The organism is Caballeronia pedi (assembly GCF_001544915.2).
GTDB lineage: Bacteria > Pseudomonadota > Gammaproteobacteria > Burkholderiales > Burkholderiaceae > Caballeronia > Caballeronia pedi.
In genome coordinates this window covers 326,417-343,214 of sequence record NZ_FCOE02000001.1, presented here as the reverse complement: position 1 = coordinate 343,214, position 16,798 = coordinate 326,417, and the positions used below count along the sequence as shown (strand labels likewise).

General features: G+C 64.0%; 17 protein-coding genes. 11 read left to right on the top strand and 6 right to left on the bottom strand.

Annotated features, from left to right (window positions below):
* Positions 1–16: 16 nt before the first annotated feature.
* The 5 genes from AWB80_RS01625 to AWB80_RS01610 all read left to right on the top strand — a co-directional run bounded on the left by AWB80_RS01625 (position 17) and on the right by AWB80_RS01610 (position 4,807).
* Positions 17–1,333, top strand: a complete 1,317-nt coding sequence (locus AWB80_RS01625; protein WP_061172881.1) for an MFS transporter — start codon at positions 17–19, stop codon at positions 1,331–1,333.
* A gap of 94 nt (positions 1,334–1,427) precedes the next feature.
* A complete protein-coding gene (locus AWB80_RS01620; protein ID WP_061172880.1) occupies positions 1,428–2,771 on the top strand; it encodes an aspartate aminotransferase family protein in 1,344 nt (447 codons plus the stop codon).
* The gene (locus AWB80_RS43825; protein WP_160147401.1) at positions 2,768–2,935 is read left to right on the top strand and encodes a hypothetical protein; all 168 of its coding nucleotides are present in this window, start codon (positions 2,768–2,770) and stop codon (positions 2,933–2,935) included. The genes AWB80_RS01620 and AWB80_RS43825 overlap by 4 nt, the downstream gene beginning before the upstream one ends.
* Positions 2,919–4,256, top strand: coding sequence for an AtzE family amidohydrolase (locus AWB80_RS01615; RefSeq protein WP_061172879.1), 1,338 nt, complete (start codon positions 2,919–2,921; stop codon positions 4,254–4,256). Before AWB80_RS43825 ends, AWB80_RS01615 begins: the two co-directional genes overlap by 17 nt.
* Positions 4,253–4,807 carry a carboxymuconolactone decarboxylase family protein gene (locus AWB80_RS01610; RefSeq protein WP_061172878.1) on the top strand — a complete coding sequence of 185 codons (555 nt, stop codon included), beginning with the start codon at positions 4,253–4,255 and terminating at the stop codon, positions 4,805–4,807. The genes AWB80_RS01615 and AWB80_RS01610 overlap by 4 nt, the downstream gene beginning before the upstream one ends.
* Before the next feature lie 8 nt (positions 4,808–4,815).
* Here AWB80_RS01610 and AWB80_RS01605 read toward each other — a convergent pair whose 3' ends face one another.
* Entirely contained in the window at positions 4,816–5,721 is a 906-nt protein-coding gene (locus AWB80_RS01605) for a glutamate/aspartate ABC transporter substrate-binding protein (RefSeq protein ID WP_061172877.1), read from the bottom strand.
* A gap of 188 nt (positions 5,722–5,909) precedes the next feature.
* On the opposite strand from AWB80_RS01605, the gene AWB80_RS01600 reads away from it, so the two are divergent.
* Both AWB80_RS01600 and AWB80_RS01595 read left to right on the top strand, forming a co-directional pair.
* Positions 5,910–6,569, top strand: a complete 660-nt coding sequence (locus AWB80_RS01600) for a glycine zipper 2TM domain-containing protein (RefSeq protein ID WP_061172876.1) — start codon at positions 5,910–5,912, stop codon at positions 6,567–6,569.
* Between the two features lie 96 nt (positions 6,570–6,665).
* Positions 6,666–7,157: a hypothetical protein gene (locus AWB80_RS01595; protein ID WP_087130885.1), complete on the top strand. Its 492-nt coding sequence runs from the start codon at positions 6,666–6,668 to the stop codon at positions 7,155–7,157.
* A gap of 312 nt (positions 7,158–7,469) precedes the next feature.
* Here AWB80_RS01595 and AWB80_RS01590 read toward each other — a convergent pair whose 3' ends face one another.
* The 3 genes from AWB80_RS01590 to AWB80_RS01580 are packed head-to-tail and all read right to left on the bottom strand — an operon-like array spanning position 7,470 to position 9,385.
* The gene (locus tag AWB80_RS01590; RefSeq protein WP_061172875.1) at positions 7,470–7,865 is read right to left on the bottom strand and encodes a hypothetical protein; all 396 of its coding nucleotides are present in this window, start codon (positions 7,863–7,865) and stop codon (positions 7,470–7,472) included.
* A 9-nt stretch (positions 7,866–7,874) separates the two neighbouring features.
* Positions 7,875–8,420: an outer membrane protein assembly factor BamE domain-containing protein gene (bamE, locus tag AWB80_RS01585; protein WP_061173087.1), complete on the bottom strand. Its 546-nt coding sequence runs from the start codon at positions 8,418–8,420 to the stop codon at positions 7,875–7,877.
* Positions 8,421–8,458: 38 nt separating this feature from the next.
* Entirely contained in the window at positions 8,459–9,385 is a 927-nt protein-coding gene (locus AWB80_RS01580) for a peptidoglycan DD-metalloendopeptidase family protein (RefSeq protein ID WP_061173088.1), read from the bottom strand.
* Positions 9,386–9,893: 508 nt separating this feature from the next.
* Here AWB80_RS01580 and AWB80_RS01575 point away from each other — a divergent pair.
* The gene (locus tag AWB80_RS01575) at positions 9,894–10,145 is read left to right on the top strand and encodes a GlsB/YeaQ/YmgE family stress response membrane protein (RefSeq protein ID WP_061173086.1); all 252 of its coding nucleotides are present in this window, start codon (positions 9,894–9,896) and stop codon (positions 10,143–10,145) included.
* Positions 10,146–10,189: 44 nt separating this feature from the next.
* Here AWB80_RS01575 and AWB80_RS01570 read toward each other — a convergent pair whose 3' ends face one another.
* Positions 10,190–10,849 (bottom strand): DedA family protein, encoded by a 660-nt coding sequence (locus AWB80_RS01570; protein ID WP_061172874.1) that lies wholly within the window; start codon positions 10,847–10,849, stop codon positions 10,190–10,192.
* Between the two features lie 181 nt (positions 10,850–11,030).
* Here AWB80_RS01570 and mutL point away from each other — a divergent pair, with 181 nt between their 5' ends.
* The 3 genes from mutL (at position 11,031) to AWB80_RS01555 (ending at position 15,427) form a co-directional block, all read left to right on the top strand.
* Positions 11,031–12,995: a DNA mismatch repair endonuclease MutL gene (mutL, locus tag AWB80_RS01565; protein ID WP_061172873.1), complete on the top strand. Its 1,965-nt coding sequence runs from the start codon at positions 11,031–11,033 to the stop codon at positions 12,993–12,995.
* Positions 12,992–13,939, top strand: coding sequence for a tRNA (adenosine(37)-N6)-dimethylallyltransferase MiaA (gene miaA, locus AWB80_RS01560; RefSeq protein ID WP_061172872.1), 948 nt, complete (start codon positions 12,992–12,994; stop codon positions 13,937–13,939). The genes mutL and miaA overlap by 4 nt, the downstream gene beginning before the upstream one ends.
* Positions 13,940–14,128: 189 nt before the next feature.
* Positions 14,129–15,427, top strand: coding sequence for a hypothetical protein (locus tag AWB80_RS01555; protein ID WP_061172871.1), 1,299 nt, complete (start codon positions 14,129–14,131; stop codon positions 15,425–15,427).
* A gap of 139 nt (positions 15,428–15,566) precedes the next feature.
* Here the strand turns inward: AWB80_RS01555 and purM are convergent, their stop codons facing one another.
* Positions 15,567–16,622, bottom strand: a complete 1,056-nt coding sequence (gene purM / locus AWB80_RS01550) for a phosphoribosylformylglycinamidine cyclo-ligase (protein WP_061172870.1) — start codon at positions 16,620–16,622, stop codon at positions 15,567–15,569.
* Positions 16,623–16,798 lie beyond the last annotated feature (176 nt).

Below are 16,798 nucleotides of genomic sequence, written 5' to 3'. Positions count from 1 at the left end.
CCGATCAGAGACCGACATGGCCACTCCACATCAAGCAACACCGCAGTCCGCCGCGCACCCCGCGCACCCCGCCGACGCCGTGTATCGCAAGGTGACGCTGCGCGTCATCCCGATCATCCTGGTCTGCTATTTCTTCGGCTATCTGGATCGCGTGAACGTCGGCTTCGCCAAGCTGCAGATGATGAGCGACCTGAGCCTCACCGAAGCCGCCTACGGCGTCGGCGCGGGGCTCTTCTTCATCGGCTATCTGCTGCTTCAGGTGCCGGCGGGCTATCTCGTGAAACGCGTCGGCGTGCGCGCGTGTCTCGGTGGATCGCTGATCGCGTGGGGCATCGTCTCCATCGCGACGCTCGCGACGCGCAGTCAGACCACGTTCTACGCACTGCGCTTCCTGCTCGGCCTGACCGAGGCGAGCTTCTTTCCGGCGGTCATCGCGTACTTCAGCCTGTGGTTTCCGTCGTATCGTCTCAGCAAGGTGATGTCGCTGCTCTTTCTCGCGATGCCGCTCGGCGTGATCATCGGCGGGCCGCTGTCGGGCTGGATCATGGACACGACGCACGGCGGATGGGGCATGAACGGCTGGCAGTGGATGTTCCTGATCGAAGGCCTGCCCGCCGTCGCGCTGGGCTTCGTGCTGTTCGCGATGGTCGTCGATCGCATCGAGGACGCGGCGTGGCTCTCGCGCGACGAACTCGCGGTCGTGAAGAGCGAACTCGCGCGTGAATCGTCGGACAAGAAACAGGCGCTGCTGCCCGCGCTGAAAGAGCCGACGCTGTGGCTGCTGTGCGCGATCTCGTTCCTCTACAACGTCGGCAACTACGGTCTCGTCTTCTGGATGCCGACCATGGTCAAGGCGCTCGGCCACCTCTCCAACTTTCAGATCGGCGTGGTGAGCGCGATTCCCTATCTCGTCGCAGCCGCCGCGATGGTCGTCAACGCGCAGCACTCGGTCCGCACGCGCGAGCGGCGCTGGCATACCGCCGCGCCGGTGTTCATAGGCGGCATCGCGCTGATCGGCAGCGTGGCGGTGTCGGGCGCGCCGGTGGCCGCGGTCGCGTGCCTGACGTTGGCCGTCGCCGGCATCATGAGCACGCTCGCGATGTTCTGGAGTCTGCCGTCGCGCATTCTGGCCGGCACGGCGGCGGCGGGCGGCGCGGGTCTCGTGAACGTCGGCGCGGCGGTGGCGGGCTTCGTCGGACCATCGATCATGGGCTTTCTCAAGGACTTCACCGGCAGCACGACAGTCGGCGTCGCGCTGCTCGCCATCACGCTGTTTCTTGCCGCGCTGCTGATCCTCGCGATTCCAGCGCGCTACATCAAAGCCGCGCACTGAGGCGTTGCCGTCGCACAGGTCATTGACAACATATGTTGTTATAGAGTTAGAATCATGCATCGCGTGTTGTACGCGCACTTGAAAGGCAGGCACCATGACCACGGTATTTCATCGCGCGCCACGCGCCAGGCTTCCCGTCGCCGTGCGCGGCGACGGCATCGAGATCGTCGATTCGAACGGCAAACGCTATATCGATGCATGCGGCGGCGCAGCCGTCTCGTGCCTCGGCCATAGCCATCCGCGCGTGATCGAAGCCATTCAGCGCCAGGTGCAGCAGTTGCCCTACGCGCACACGTCCTTCTTCACCACCGAGCCGGCCGAGGAACTCGCCGACCGGCTCATCGCAGCCGCGCCGAAAAATCTCGGTCACGTGTATTTCGTGTCGGGCGGATCGGAGGCAATGGAAGCGGCGCTCAAGCTCGCGCGCCAATATTTCGTCGAGAAAGGGCAAGCGTCGCGTCGGCACTTCATCGCGCGGCGGCAGAGCTATCACGGCAACACGCTCGGCGCGCTCGCGATCGGCGGCAACGCGTGGCGGCGCGAGCCGTTCCTGCCGATCCTGATCGAAGCGCATCACGTCACGCCGTGCTTCGCGTATCGCGAGCAGCAGGCGGGCGAAACCGACGAAGCGTTCGCCCAACGCCTCGCCGACGAACTCGAAGCGAAGATTCTCGAACTCGGGCCGGAATCGGTGGCGGCGTTCGTCGCGGAAACGGTCGTCGGCGCGACGGCGGGCGCAGTGCCGCCGGTGCGCGAATACTTTCGCAAGATCCGCGCGGTCTGCGACAAGTACGGCGTGCTGCTGATCCTCGACGAAGTGATGTCGGGCATGGGCCGCACCGGCTATCTGTTCGCGTGCGAAGAAGACGGTGTCTCGCCCGACATTCTCGCGATCGCCAAGGGACTCGGCGCGGGCTATCAGCCGATCGGCGCGACGCTCGTCAGCAACGAGATCTTCGATACGATCGTCGGCGGCTCGGGCTTCTTCCAGCATGGTCATACGTATATCGGTCACGCGACGGCGTGCGCGGCGGCGCTCGAAGTGCAGAAGGTCATCGCCGACGACAACCTGCTCGACAACGTGAAGGCGCGCGGCGAGCAACTGCGCGCGGCATTGCGCGAGCGTCACGCGAATCATCCGTTCATCGGCGATGTACGCGGGCGCGGCCTCTTCACCGGCGTCGAACTCGTGCAGGATCGCGCCAGCAAGACGCCGTTCGATCCGAAGCACAAGCTGCACGCGCACATCAAGAGCGAAGCGATGAAGCGCGGTCTGATGGTCTACCCGATGGGTGGCACCGTCGATGGCCGAATCGGCGATCACGTGCTCATCGCGCCGCCGTTCATCACGACAAGCGCGCAGATCGAGACCATCGTCGAACGGCTCTCCGACGCCATCGACGGCGCGCTCGGCGTCATCGGCGTGAAGGCGGCATGAACCACGCTGCGTTGAAGGCGTGGGCGGCCACACTCGGCATCGTGCTGCCCGATGCGCTGCTGCCCGACGTCGCCGCGCTGCTCGGCGCCATGCACGCCAGCGCGCGGCAACTCGACAGCGCGCTGACCGGCCCGGAATCTGGCGACGATGAACCGCGCACTTGAAATCGCCACCGACGTGCGCGCCGGAAGGCGTTCGGCCGTCGACGCGACGCGCGATTCTCTTGCGGCCATCGCACGCGAGAACGCCGCGATCAACGCGTTCCATCACGTATTCCACGACGAAGCGTTCGAACGCGCCGCGCACATCGATCGACTGGTCGCACAGGGCATCGATCCGGGGCCGCTCGCCGGCGTGCCCTTCGCAGCCAAAAGCCTGTTCGATATCGAAGGTCACGCGACGATCGCGGGCTCGCGCGCACGGCTCGACGCGCCCAAGGCGCAGCGCGACGCCGACGCCGTCGCGCGGCTCAGGCAAGCGGGCGCGGTGCTCGTCGGCACGACGCACATGGACGAGCTCGCGTGCGGCGCGACCGGCGAGAATCCGCACTTCGGCTCCGTGCGCAATCCGCGCGATATCGATCGCATGTCGGGAGGATCGTCGAGCGGTTCGGCGGCCGCCGTCGCGGCGGGATGCGTGCCGCTCGCGCTCGGCAGCGACACCAACGGCTCCATTCGCGCACCCGCCGCGCTGTGCGGCGTGTGGGGCGTGAAGCCGACATTCGGGAGGTTGTCGCGGCGCGGCGCGCTGCCTTATGCGGATTCGCTCGATTGCATCGGTGGCTTCGCGAGCAGTGTCGATGATCTCGCGGCGCTGTACGCGATCCTCGATGGCCACACGACCCGCGAACGCCGCGACGCGCTGAAGGTCGCCGTGCTCGGCGGGTTCTTTCAGACCTACGCGTCGCAGGAAGCCTGGGACGTGGCGTTGCAGAGCGCAGCGTCGATCGGGCCATGCGAAATCATCGTCATGCCCGAGGACGACATGCAACGCGTGCGCGGCGCCGCGACGATCGTCTCGAATGTCGAAGTCGCCGCCGCGCACGCGAATCTGCTCGACGCATCCGATGAAACCGTATCGCCGCGATTGCGCACGCGCCTGCTAGCGGGGGCGTTGAGTTCCGCTTCGTGGTACGCCCGCGCACTGCGCTACCAGCAACGCTTTCGCGCGCGCATGTCGCGGCTCTTCGCCGATTTCGACGTCCTGATCGCGCCTTGCACGCCCTTCGAAGCGCCGCGTTTTTGTGACGCGACTATCATGGTCGGCACTCACGCACTCGAACCGGCGAAGCATCTCGGTATGCTGACGCAGCCCGTTTCCTTCGCGGGACTGCCCGTCATCACCGCGCCAATCATGCGCGAAGGCCGCATGCCGCTCGGCGTGCAGATCATCGGCGCAGCGAACGACGAAGCCGCGTGCTTCACGGCGGCGCGGCGCATCGAGCAGAGCTTCACGAACACTCAACGAGTATCGACCGAAACATGAGCAAGAGACTCCCCGACTTCCAGATCGCGACCGCCTCCGACGCACAGAAAGCCGTTCTGCAGGACATCCTGAGCGGCCCGCGCGGCAATCTCAACGGACCATTCCTCGGCTGGATCTTCAGCCCCGAACTCGCGCAGCACGCGCAGAAGCTCGGCGCGTTCTGCCGCTACGACACCGGTCTGCCGCTGCGCCTGTCCGAACTCGCGATTCTCGTGACGGCGGCGCGCTGGCGCTCGCAGGCGGAATGGCACATCCATCATCCGATCGCGCTCGACGCAGGCCTTTCCGCCGATATCGCCGAAGCACTGCGCACGAACCGAACCCCGACTTTCGCCGATGCCGACGACAAACTCATCTTCGATTTTTCGACCGAACTCTACGAAACGAAGCGCGTAAGCGACGCGACCTACGACGCCGCCGTCGCGCGCTTCGGTCATGTCGTGGTGGTGAATCTCGTCGGCTTGCTGGGCTATTACGCGCTCGTCGCGATGACGCTCAACACCTTCGGCATGCGCGCCGAAGGGCAGACGGATCTGCCCTTCGCGGAGTAAGCGCAACGTTACTCGAACGCCTTGTCGTTCGGCTCGGCGTAGAGCTTCTTCATCGTCTCGCTCATCGGGAAATCGAAGTTGATGCTCTTCGGCGGGACGGGCTTCATGAACCACTTGTCGTACATCGCCCTGATTTCGGGGCTTTTCATTGTCTGACTCATCGCGTCGTCGACTAGCTTTTTGAACTCCGGATCGCCCTTGCGCATCATGAAGCCGTACGCCTCCGACGACTGCGGCGTGCCGACCAGCACCCAGTCGGCGGGCTTCGCCGTCAGCGAGCGCGTACCGGCCAGCAGCACGTCGTCCATCATGTAGGCCACCGCGCGCCCGGTTTCCAGCGTCGAGCGCCCTTCCCCATAGTCCTTCGCGCTGATGATGCTCATGTTCATCTTCTTTTCTTCGTTCATCTTGCGCAGGATGCGCTCGGACGTCGTGCCCTGATTCGTCACGACGGTCTTGCCCGCGAGATCGGGAAAGTCCCTGATGCCGGAATCCTTTTTCGTCAGGAGGCGCGTCGTCGCGACGAAGAACGTATCGGAGAAGGCGACCTGATTCTGCCGCGCCGTGAGATTGGTCGTCACGCCGCATTCGAGGTCGACGGTGCCGTTCTGCACCAGCGATATACGGTTCTGCGACGTCACCGGAATGAAGCGCACGCGTAAATCCGCATGACCGGTCTTCGCCTTGACCGCGTCGATCACCTTGTTGCACAGATCCTGCGAAAAGCCGATGACGTTGTTGCCCGCATCGACATACGAGAACGGCACCGACGTTTCGCGATGGCCGATCGCGATCAGGTTCACGCTTTGAACCTTGGCGAGCGTCGATTGGCCGTCCTGGCCGTAGCTCGCGCCCGTGACCAGCGATAGCGCGGCAAACGCGGCGGCGGATGCGAAAAGCGGCGTGGATTTCATGGCGTCCTCTGTTCGGATGGAATGATACATATGTTGCCATCGACAAAATTAACGCAACATATGTATTCACCCTAGGCCGCATCCTTCGGCGCGCGCTGCGACTTTTGCTTACAAATGTCACAGCAATCGCGTCCACCGCGTGCGCCGGGCGGCGTTATAGCTTGCAGGCACCCACAGGAGTCGCTGCCATGAACGCCGTTCCCGAGATTCAAACCAAGCCGTCCCGCATTCACCCGCTCGTCGCGGCTGCCGCCGTGTCGATCATTCTCGCGTGCGGCACCGGCGTGGCGGCGATGACAGGCCTTCTGCCATCGTCCAAAGCCACCGCAACGACGGTTGCGGCCGCGCCGCTCGTCGATGCGCAAACGGCCAAGCCCGTGGAGACTTCGAAGCCTGCGATTACGGAGAGCGCATCTTTGCCGCGCGCCGTGCGCGGCCACCATCCGACGCCGGTGCGCAAACCCGCGCCCGCGCAGGAAAGCACGTCATACACGCCCAATCCCGCTCCCGCCTACGATCCGTACGCAGGCGAAGTGACAGCCGTGAACGCCGTGCAGAGCGCGCAGCCGACGACCGGCATCGGCGCGATCGGCGGCGCGGTGGTCGGCGGACTCGCCGGCACGCAGATCGGCAACGGCCGCGGGCGCACGGCGGCGACGATCATCGGTGCGATCGGCGGCGGACTCGCGGGCAATCAGATCGAGCACGTGGTTCACAAGGCGACGACGTATCAGGTGCAGGTCCGCATGAACGACGGCAGCGTGCGCAGCTTCAACTACGAGGCCGCGCCTGGCGTGGCAGTCGGCCAGAAGGTGCATGTCTCGGGCGAAACGCTGACGCCCGCATGAGCCCCGACGTCTTGTCGTCTTAAGGCACAGCTAATTTTCCGCTGCAATGATGCATTGCATGTCAGACGCTGAAAGACCCTTTCCGGGAGCACTGTCGTGAAGAAGAAATCGACGAACATGAAGTCCGGCCGTCCCTCGATGTCGCCGCTGTTGCGCGCGCTGACGTACAGCCGCGCGGCGCGCGAGCCGATGATCGACGCCATGCTGCTGCGTTGCTATGCGGCGCTCGACGCGTTTCATCGCGGGCACGGCTCGCAAGCGCTCTTCATGACCTTGTGCCGTCACCTGCTGGTCGCGGAAGAGTTGTGCCAGTTCGGCCACGCGCCGGCATGCGAGCACGACATCACGCTCGCGCACGAAGCGCTAGTGGAATTGGATACGCGTCATTCCGCCGAGGCCGCCTGGACGCTCGACGACGATGAACACGCGCGCCTTTGCACCGCGCTCGACGTGTTCGCCGCGCAACTCGAAGACGCGACGCTCGAACATATCGCGCAAGCCGAAGCGCGCATGGTCACGCAATCGCTCGTCGCGGCGAACATGCGCTCGGGCATCGGGCAGGCGCAGACGGTGTCGTCGGCAGGCTGAATAACGCGCTGAGGATCAGGGCTTTCCCGCAATGGGCTTATGAATCTGCGGATATGTTTGCGACCGTACATTCATAGGATATGGGGTTGGCAATACTTGTTCCAGCGCACGGGGGGAAGCAGCAAAACGCGCTGAGAGACCGATAAACAGGATGGGCGGCACTCCGCCGGGTCGTGGGTAAAAGCCGCGCGCAACAAAAAAATCAAAGCGCGCGTTTTTGCCAACGATACGGCGAGTCGCAGGCGAAGGATGCCAGCGCCCCGACAAAGAAGCTCAAAAGCCGGCATTTGCCGGCTTTTTCTTTTTGCGGCATCAGCGATAGCTGGCGAATACGTCCCGCGCGCATTCGACGCACCATCGGCGCGACGCGACATCGGCGCTGGCGTCCCAAACGTGGCCGTATGCGCATTGCCAGCGTAACGGCGTCGTGGCGTCCGTGAAACGGCGCGACAGCAGCGCGCCGCCTCGCACCAGCGCCAGTTCGCGCAGGCGCCTGGTCTCAAGCTCGCGCCGCTCGATCGCGCAATTCATGCAGCGCACGTTCTGCGCGACCGCGAGCGTCTTGTCCCAGCGGTGGCCACGTTCACAATCCCAGCGCGCAATCACCTTCTCGCCGGAGTCGTTCAAAGCCTGATCGCGGTAGCTCGACGCCTCGTCCATCAGGCGAAGGCGCGTGTCGCAAATAACGGAATCGGTCATCGTTTTCATGAGTGGCGATCAGCGCTGGCCGCCGCGGATCGATTCGGAACGCGAAGTCGTCGTGACGATGCCGTCAGGCCCGAAGTGCGCATTGAACATCGCGTCCTGATTCACGCCGTCTTCGAGCCAGTGCCAGCTCCAGACGCGCTCCTTCTTCAAGCGATATTCCGCGATCTCGGTCGGCTTGCCGAGCAGCCTGCGGACTTCGTCCATCGTCATGCCGGGACGCACCTTCGCGAAATTCTCGGCGGTCAGCACCTGCGTCGCCGAAACGAAGCGGCCATTCGCGTCGAGATCGACCATGTACGTGGTGGTGCCAGCCGGCCCGCGCGGATACTCCAGCCGCTTGCTGCCGTCCGTGAATGCGCGCTCCGTTTCCGGCTCGCCCATCTGATCGCGGATCTGCGCTTCGGTCGTGACGCCCGGCTGCAGATTCTTGAGCAGCAGATTGTCCGGCTTCACCGCATTGAAAAATGCCTTGAGCTTGTTCAACGATTCCTCGCTCTGCTGCTGATCGCAAGCGGACAGCAGCGACATCGACGACACCGCGAGCAGCGCGGCCATCACGGTCTTCTTCACCTTCGACTCCCTTCTCGCGCCGATCAGCCGCCCGCCGCGCCGAGCAGCGGCATCGGATCGACTGCGGCGCCCGACTTTCTCACTTCGAAATGCAACGCCGGCGTGCCGCCCGGCCCGGTGCCCATATCCGCGATGGTGGCGCCCTGCTTCACCGTGTCGCCTTCCTTCACGAGCAGCTTCTCGTTGTATGCGTAGGCGGTCAGATAGTCGTTGCCGTGCTTGACGATGATCATGCGCCCATAGGCGCGCAGGCCGCTGCCCGCGTACACCACCTTGCCGGCGGCCGCGGCCTTGACCGGCTGCCCGACCTTGCCTTCGATATCGATGCCCTTGTTGCCGCTCGCGCCGAACTTGCGCACGACATCGCCATGCGCGGGCCAGACGAACGTGCCCTTGGGCGCGGTCGCGGCGACCGTGGCTTGACGCTCTTCGCTGGGCGCGGGCTTATCGGCTGCGGGTTTATCGACCGCGGGTTTCTGCGCCGCCGATTTCTCCGGCGTCGGCAGAAGCGGCGGCTGCGCGCTCTTCGCTGTAGCGGATGCGGGCGCCGATGCGCCCGGCGGCGTGACACGCAGTAGCTGCCCGACGTTCACCTGCCCGCTTTCGGGCAGCGTGTTCCACTTCGACACATCGGCGGGCTTCTGCTTGAAGGTGCGCGAAATGCCGTACAGCGTGTCGCCCGGCTTCACGCGATAAAACCCCGGCTCGACGGGCGCGGAGCTCGCCGGCCCGAGCGGCACGACCGGCGCGGGCGTCACGCCCGGCGACGTGCTCTGCACGACCGGCGGCGCGCTCAACGCCGAATTCTCGACGATGGGCGCGGGCGTACGCGGCGTCGACGTACATCCTGCCAGCCCCGCGGCCATTGCCGCCACGATCGCCACGCTCGCGATCGCCCCGCGCGGGTTCGTTCCGAAACCTTCCTTGTGCACCACCACCCGCTTTCTCATGCTTGTCGTCTTGAACTTTTTCAACTCGCCGGCGCGTATTCGCACGCGCGGCGTCTTTATCACGCGCAAAGGCTGATTGCCACGCCGTACACCGCCGTGCCGCCGCATCGGAGGATGCCACAGCCGGACAGCGACCCCACGGCTGCAAGCGCGATCGACACTGCGGACACGGCGCGCAGTCGCCCGCCCCACGTACATCTCAAATTCTGAAGAAACACAATCCCGCCAGCATAAAACATTACAGAAACAAATTCGCCACCGTGACCTAAACGACACACTTCAGGAAACCGGCGACTCAAACCCTTTGGCATTCTAAATTTTTGACGTAAACGGCCGAACCCATGCGTCGCCTGCCGCCGAAGTCAGCGACGCGCGGCCGCATCGACAATCCTTGACAGTTGACAGGCCCTTACGACAGCCATTTCCGCTACATTCCCCGCGCCCGGATGCAGGTTCCGCCTGCGTCCCGCACCTTCAATTTTGACAGGAGTTTCAGCGTATGCATCTCATGCAACACGGCATCATCCTCAGCCTGATCATCGGCGGCGTGGCCGGCTGGCTTGCCGGCCTCATCATGAACGGCAGCGGCTTCGGCGTGCTCGTGGACATCATCGTCGGCATCGTCGGCGGGGTCGTCGGCGGATGGATCTTCGGCACGCTCGGCATTTCGTTCGGCGGCGGTATCCTCGGCACGCTCATCACGGCCGTGATCGGCGCGGTCGTGCTGCTGTTCGTCATCCGCCTGTTCCGACGCGGCTAAAGCGAAGCACGGCGCTGCGCGGCGTCGCGGGCGCCGCGCGATCCTCAAGCCTTCGAATTGCGACGGCTCATCTTCCACAGCGCGCCAAGCGCGATCGGCACGACTGCCGCACCGATCCCCACCAGCACGATCACGTTCAGATACTGCTTGATGAACGGAATATTGCCGAAGAAATAGCCGAGCAATACGAGCAGCAGCACCCAGATCAGCGCGCCCAGAATATTGAAGAGCTGAAAGCGCGCGTGACTCATGGCCGACACGCCCGCGACGAACGGCGCAAAGGTCCGCACCACCGGCACGAAGCGCGCGATCACGATGGTCTTGCCGCCGTGCTTTTCATAGAAGTTATGCGTCTTTTGCAGCGCGGCCCGGTCGAGAAAGCGTTCGAGCACGGGAATGTTCGTGTCGAAGACCTTCGGCCCGATCGCGCGGCCGATCCAGTAATTCAGCGTGTTGCCGGTAATTGCAGCGACGAGCAGAAGCGTGATCAGCGCGAACAGATCCATCTCGTGCGAAGCCGCGAACGCGCCGCCGATGAACAGCAGCGAATCGCCCGGCAGGAACGGGAACACGACGAGCCCGGTTTCGCAGAACACGATCAGGAACAACACCGCGTAGACCCAGGCGCCGTAATTCTGGATGAAGACACCGAGCGATTTGTCGATGTGTAGGATGAGTCCCAGGAATTGCAGCAACGTGTCCAAAAATCTTTCCTCAAAAAATTGAGCCGGCGCCGGAAAACCGGCGCATCGGCAGCGAATGCGGGAGTCGCGTCATGATACCGAAGTGGCGCGTCGCGTCGGTTAAAAAACCCGTCGCCAGCCGCCATCCGCCAGCAGGTTGGCGGGCGAGAGGCGCAAGGTTGCGAATCGTTATAATTTCGCCATGGCCGATCTCAACGAACCCTCTGCCGGCGCCCTGACAGCCGCTTTGACAGCCGATGGCGCGCGCCGTTCGCGCGCCATCGCCCCGCTGCCCGACCAGCTCATCAGCCAGATCGCCGCGGGCGAAGTGGTGGAGCGGCCGGCGTCGGTCGTCAAGGAACTGCTCGAAAACGCCCTCGACGCGGGCGCGACGACCCTGCGCATCACGCTCGACGAAGGCGGCGTGAAACGCATCGTGGTCGCCGACGACGGCTGCGGCATCGTGCCGAACGAACTTCCGCTCGCGCTCTTGCGTCACGCGACGAGCAAGATCCGCTCGCTCGCCGATCTCGAAGCCGTCGCGACCCTCGGGTTTCGCGGCGAGGCGATCGCATCGATCGCGTCGGTCGCCGAACTGTTCATCACGAGCCGCACGGAAAGCTGCGCGCACGCGACCCGCATCGACGCGCAAACGGGCGCAATTTCGCCCGCCGCGGGCACCGTCGGCACGACCATGGAAGTGCGCGAGCTGTACTTCAACACACCCGCGCGCCGCAAGTTCCTGAAGAGCGAGCAGACCGAACTCGGCCACTGCCTCGAAGTGATCCGCCGCATGGCGCTCGCGCGTCCGGATGTCGCGATTTCGGTGATGCATAACGGCAAGGCCATCGAGCACTGGAACGCGAGCGATCCGCAAACGCGCGTCGCAAAGATTCTCGGCGAGGTGTTCGAAACCGCGCATCTGCCGCTCGACGAGCGCGCCGGGCCGCTCGCCGTGTACGGCTGCGCGGGACTGCCGACCGCGAGCCGCGGCCGCGCCGACCAGCAGTATTTCTTCGTGAACGGCCGCTTCGTGCGCGACAAGCTGCTCACGCACGCCGTGCGCGCCGCCTATGAAGACGTGCTGCACGGCAATCGCTATCCGGCGTACGTGCTGTTTCTCGATCTGCCGCCCGAATCGGTCGATGTGAACGTGCATCCGTCGAAGATCGAAGTGCGTTTTCGCGATTCGCGCTCGATTCACCAGTACGTCTTTCACGCCGTGCAGCGCGCGCTCGCGCGGCATGCGGGCGCTTCGCCGGAGACCACTTCGGGCGGGCACGCGGCGCAGTTGCAGCCGACCGGGACGGCGTCGTTCAGTGCGAAGCCTTTCGTCGGCACGCCGGACGCGCTGCATCTGAAAAGCGAGAACGGCACGAACTGGCTGCGCCAGTCGCGCATGACGCAGGGCACGCTGCCGGTCGCGCAGCCGCTCGCGCTGTATGACGCGCTCTTCGGCCGCAAGGACACCGGCGCGGGCACGCCGAACGCGGCGACGACCGTCGACACGCCCTACCCGAGCGTGAGCGAGCGGCCATCGGCGCCGGTCATCGCGAGCGACAGCGCGCTCGATCAAGCCGGCGAGCAGCCGCTCGGCTTCGCCGTCGGCCAGATTCACGGCATTTACGTGCTCGCGCAGAACGCGCGCGGACTCGTGATCGTCGACATGCACGCCGCGCACGAGCGCATTCTCTACGAGCAGTTCAAGCACGCGCTCGCCGATCGCGCGATCGCCGTGCAGCCGCTCTTGATTCCCGTGTCGATGACGGCCGATCCGGTCGAGATCGGCGTCGTCGAGGAAGAGCGCGACACGCTCGATGCGCTCGGCTTCGATCTCGCGGTGCTCTCGCCGACATCGATCGCGATCCGCGCCGTGCCCGCGCTGCTGAAGGACGCCGATCTGCAATCGCTCGCGCGCGCCGTGCTCGCGGATCTGCACGCGTTCGGCGGATCGCGCGTGCTGACCGAACGCCAGCACGAATTGCTCGGCACGCTCGCCTGCCACAACGCAGTGCGCGCGAACCGCCGGCTCACGCTCGACGAGATGAACGCGCTGCTGCGCCAGATGGAAGCGACCGAGCGCGCCGATCAATGCAATCATGGCCGGCCGACGTGGTATCAACTCACGCTCGCCGATCTCGACCGCCTTTTCATGCGCGGACAATGAGCGATACCGCTTTGCCTGTGGCCTGTCTGCTCGGGCCGACGGCGTCGGGCAAGACGGCGGCCGCGCTCGCGTTCGCGGCGCGGCATCCGGTCGAGATCGTCAGCGTGGATTCGGCGCTGGTCTATCGCGAGATGGATATCGGTACGGCCAAGCCGAACGCCGAGGAACGCGCGGCGGCGGTCCATCACCTGATCGACATCATCGATCCCGCCGAGACGTATTCCGCCGCGCAGTTTCGCGCGGATGCGCTGCGGATCGTCGGCGAGATCATCGCGCGCGGGAAGGTGCCGTTGCTCGTCGGCGGGACGATGTTGTACTACAAGGCGCTGACGCAAGGTCTGAACGACCTGCCCGGCGCGGATGCCGACGTGCGCGCCACGCTCGACGCCGATGCCGCACGTGACGGCTGGCCCGCGCTGCACGCGCGGCTCGCGGCGATCGATCCGCAGACCGCCGCGCGGCTCGCGCCCAACGATTCGCAGCGCATCCAGCGCGCGCTCGAAGTCTTCATGCTGAGCGGGCAGCCGATGTCCGCGCTGCTCGCCGCACCGCGTACTCAGCACGTGGATGCGCCGTATCGCTTCGTGCCGATCGCGCTGGAGCCGTCGGATCGCGCGGTGCTGCACGCGCGCATCGCGGCGCGCTTCGATGCGATGCTCGCGCACGGTTTCATCGACGAAGTGAAGCGGCTGCGCGCGCGCGGCGATCTCGATGTGTCGATGCCGTCGATGCGCTGCGTCGGCTATCGGCAAGCGTGGGAATACCTCGATGGCGCGACGGGCTACGACGAGATGCGCGACAAGGGCATCTTCGCGACGCGGCAGTTGTGCAAGCGGCAGTTGACGTGGCTGAGGGCGATGCCGGAGCGCGTCGTGGTGGATTGCTGCGCGGGGAATGCGACGGAGCGGGCGGTGGAGGCGATTGTTCGCCTTCCGAGAGTCTGAAAAAGCAGACTGAAACGTTGCGCGCAATTGTTTCGAAAAGCTAACATCCTTCGATCCTTTTAGCTGCGCCAAAATGCGCCGCTACGCGAGGATGCTTGTTCCATCTATATTTCGCATAACGAACTGATTGCTAAAGAGCAGTCATTTCGCACGAAGATGGAATCGGTTTCAATCAAACGAGGAAAAAGAATGTTGTCGAGAAAACAGTCCGTCGCAACGCGCGCAAAGCGCACGTATTTCATGCCCGTCGCAAGCTTGCTCATGGCGGCCACGTTGAGCGCGTGCAGCGGTTCGGATGGAGCAGCAGGCGGCGATATCGCCAGTGTGGCAAAGGGCGCTGGCGCGCCGGAAGGTGCTTCGGAGGCCGTGAGCCAGACGAGCGATGCGTCGAGCTTCTTCGATGGCATCTTCAATACGGCGTCCGGCTCCGGCTACTACACATTCGGGTGGAATTCCATTCAAAAGCCAGACACAGGCGGCGCGATCTTGACGAACCCGTCCACCCCGCTCATCGGTTCCCCGCCGATAGACCCGGGCCGCGAAACCGGAATCACGCGTACACGGTTCGGCGTAACAGGCGAATCCGATACCACGCTGCGCCAATCCTACGTCCCGCTCACGGGGCCCGATGCGCTGCAGTACAGCAAGATGCTGTACATCACAACTGAAGGCGCATTCCCGGCGGACGTCTTGCCTTATGACGATCTCGGCCCGCAAACGAAAATCTTCCAGCGCCTGCCGGATGGATTCGATTTCGGTGTGAAGGGTATGTCGATTCCGCTTTATCGCGTGACGCTCGACGTGCGGGACGTGGCTGGACAGTCGGTGAAGTCAGTCGTGAAACTCTTCCAGGGCGGTGATCCGGTCATCTATACGCCACCAACGATCGAGGGAGTGCAGTTCAAAACCATTAAAAGCGTACAGCCAACAGTGGACTATATTGCAAATCCGCTTACGGTAAACATGCCACGTTTAGTATTTGCGGCGTCGGACACAACGCTCATGCCTGCAGGCTCACATTTGTTCGTGCCAACCTATACGGCACAGACACAGTTCCTTCGCGTTGATCTTTCTAAAGGAAGTTTCGACGGAACTCTGCAAGACTTGAAAAGAAACTCCATGCGTCCTTTGGGCGAAATCCAAACGCTCGGCGGCTATCAGTATTCCACGCCAGCAGGCATGGGGCTCGACAACGGTAAATATCTCACCGCCGACAGCAGGTATGTCGTCGAATATCAAGGTAAGGTCTATCCAGCGGAATTGATTTCAGCCGGAGAGCGTTTGACCGCACCGGCTTCCGATACCTCGACAGCGGACCTACACCATCTGACAGCTCCGCGCCCTGCGTTCAATAAGATCGCCGCCGCGTTTCTCACAAGGCAACTCGGATCTACTCCGGCACAGACCCACGATGTTATGTACGTGCCTGACAGTTGTTATCGGTTTTCCTATCCTGATTATCAACCCTATAGTACCTGCGGTTATTAACCCGTTGCTTTCCATAGGTTGAGCGGGAGGAACTGACTCGACTAAAAGCCTAAGGCAACCGCAATCACCGCCCCAAAAACAAAGACCCTCGCGCAACGCGAGGGTCTTTCCCTTCCAAATCAACCAAACCGCGCAGCCCTCAAACCACCACCGTCTGCGCCTCCCCTTCCTTGCTTTCACGCACGACGCCGATCTTCCAAACCTGTTCCCCGGCGCCCGACAGCAACCCGATCGCCGCATCGGCATCTTCCGCCGCGACGATCACCGCCATCCCGATACCGCAGTTGAACACGCGATGCATCTCCGCATCCGCGACGCCGCCGTGCTTCTGCAGCCACGCGAACAGCGGCGGCAGCGGCCACGCGCGATGATCCAGCTCCGCCGTCAGCCCTTCGCGCAGCACGCGCGGAATGTTCTCGACCAGCCCGCCGCCCGTGATATGCGCCATGCCCTTTACAGTCACGCTCTGCATCGCCGAAAGCAGCGGCTTCACGTAGATGCGCGTGGGTGCCATCAGCGCGTCGGCGAGCGAGCGGCCGTCGAAATCGGCGTTCAGATCAGGGTTCGCGCGCTCGATGATCTTGCGCACCAGCGAATAACCGTTCGAATGGATGCCACTCGAAGCCAGCCCCAACACCACATCGCCGGGCTTGATCGTGCTGCCGTCGATGATCTTGCTCTTTTCCACCGCGCCGACCGCGAAGCCCGCGAGATCGTATTCGCCGTCCGGATACATGCCCGGCATTTCCGCCGTCTCGCCGCCGATCAGCGCGCAGCCCGACAGTTCGCAACCCGTCGCGATGCCCTTCACGACGTCCGCCGCCGTGTCGACGTCCAGCTTGCCGCAGGCGAAATAATCGAGGAAAAAGAGCGGCTCGGCGCCCTGCACGAGGATATCGTTCACGCTCATCGCGACGAGATCCTGACCGACCGTGTCATGCCGGTTCAGCGTGAACGCGAGGCGCAGCTTGGTGCCGACGCCGTCCGTGCCCGACACCAGCACCGGCTCCTTGTACTTCTTCGGCACTTCGAAGAGCGCGCCGAATCCGCCGATGCCGCCCAGCACGCCGTCGCGCATCGTCTTCTTGGCAAACGGCTTGATCCGGTCGACGAGCGCGTCGCCTGCGTCGATGTCCACGCCCGCGTCGCGATACGACAAACCTTGGGCGTCTGGAGCGGATTTCGGTTGATTCATGGGGAGGGAAGCAAGAAGGTCGGTAAAATGCGATTTTACCCGATGATGACCCGACGACGGTCGGCAGGCTGGATTTTCCCGCGTTCGCCAGACACCGCGCAGGCGCTCTTTTCGAGATCGAAGGCGATCTGAAAAGCGCCCGAGCCCCTCGCGCACACGACGATCCGCTGCGGCTT

Bases quoted from the DNA above. Each gene is read 5' to 3' on its own strand.
- AWB80_RS01625 (WP_061172881.1), top strand. From the start codon at position 17: ATGGCCACTCCACATCAAGCAACACCGCAGTCCGCCGCGCACCCCGCG.
- AWB80_RS01620 (WP_061172880.1), top strand. From the start codon at position 1,428: ATGACCACGGTATTTCATCGCGCGCCACGCGCCAGGCTTCCCGTCGCC.
- AWB80_RS43825 (WP_160147401.1), top strand. From the start codon at position 2,768: ATGAACCACGCTGCGTTGAAGGCGTGGGCGGCCACACTCGGCATCGTG.
- AWB80_RS01615 (WP_061172879.1), top strand. From the start codon at position 2,919: ATGAACCGCGCACTTGAAATCGCCACCGACGTGCGCGCCGGAAGGCGT.
- AWB80_RS01610 (WP_061172878.1), top strand. From the start codon at position 4,253: ATGAGCAAGAGACTCCCCGACTTCCAGATCGCGACCGCCTCCGACGCA.
- AWB80_RS01605 (WP_061172877.1), bottom strand. From the start codon at position 5,721: ATGAAATCCACGCCGCTTTTCGCATCCGCCGCCGCGTTTGCCGCGCTA.
- AWB80_RS01600 (WP_061172876.1), top strand. From the start codon at position 5,910: ATGAACGCCGTTCCCGAGATTCAAACCAAGCCGTCCCGCATTCACCCG.
- AWB80_RS01590 (WP_061172875.1), bottom strand. From the start codon at position 7,865: ATGAAAACGATGACCGATTCCGTTATTTGCGACACGCGCCTTCGCCTG.
- bamE (WP_061173087.1), bottom strand. From the start codon at position 8,420: ATGGCCGCGCTGCTCGCGGTGTCGTCGATGTCGCTGCTGTCCGCTTGC.
- AWB80_RS01580 (WP_061173088.1), bottom strand. From the start codon at position 9,385: ATGAGAAAGCGGGTGGTGGTGCACAAGGAAGGTTTCGGAACGAACCCG.
- AWB80_RS01575 (WP_061173086.1), top strand. From the start codon at position 9,894: ATGCAACACGGCATCATCCTCAGCCTGATCATCGGCGGCGTGGCCGGC.
- mutL (WP_061172873.1), top strand. From the start codon at position 11,031: ATGGCCGATCTCAACGAACCCTCTGCCGGCGCCCTGACAGCCGCTTTG.
- miaA (WP_061172872.1), top strand. From the start codon at position 12,992: ATGAGCGATACCGCTTTGCCTGTGGCCTGTCTGCTCGGGCCGACGGCG.
- AWB80_RS01555 (WP_061172871.1), top strand. From the start codon at position 14,129: ATGTTGTCGAGAAAACAGTCCGTCGCAACGCGCGCAAAGCGCACGTAT.
- purM (WP_061172870.1), bottom strand. From the start codon at position 16,622: ATGAATCAACCGAAATCCGCTCCAGACGCCCAAGGTTTGTCGTATCGC.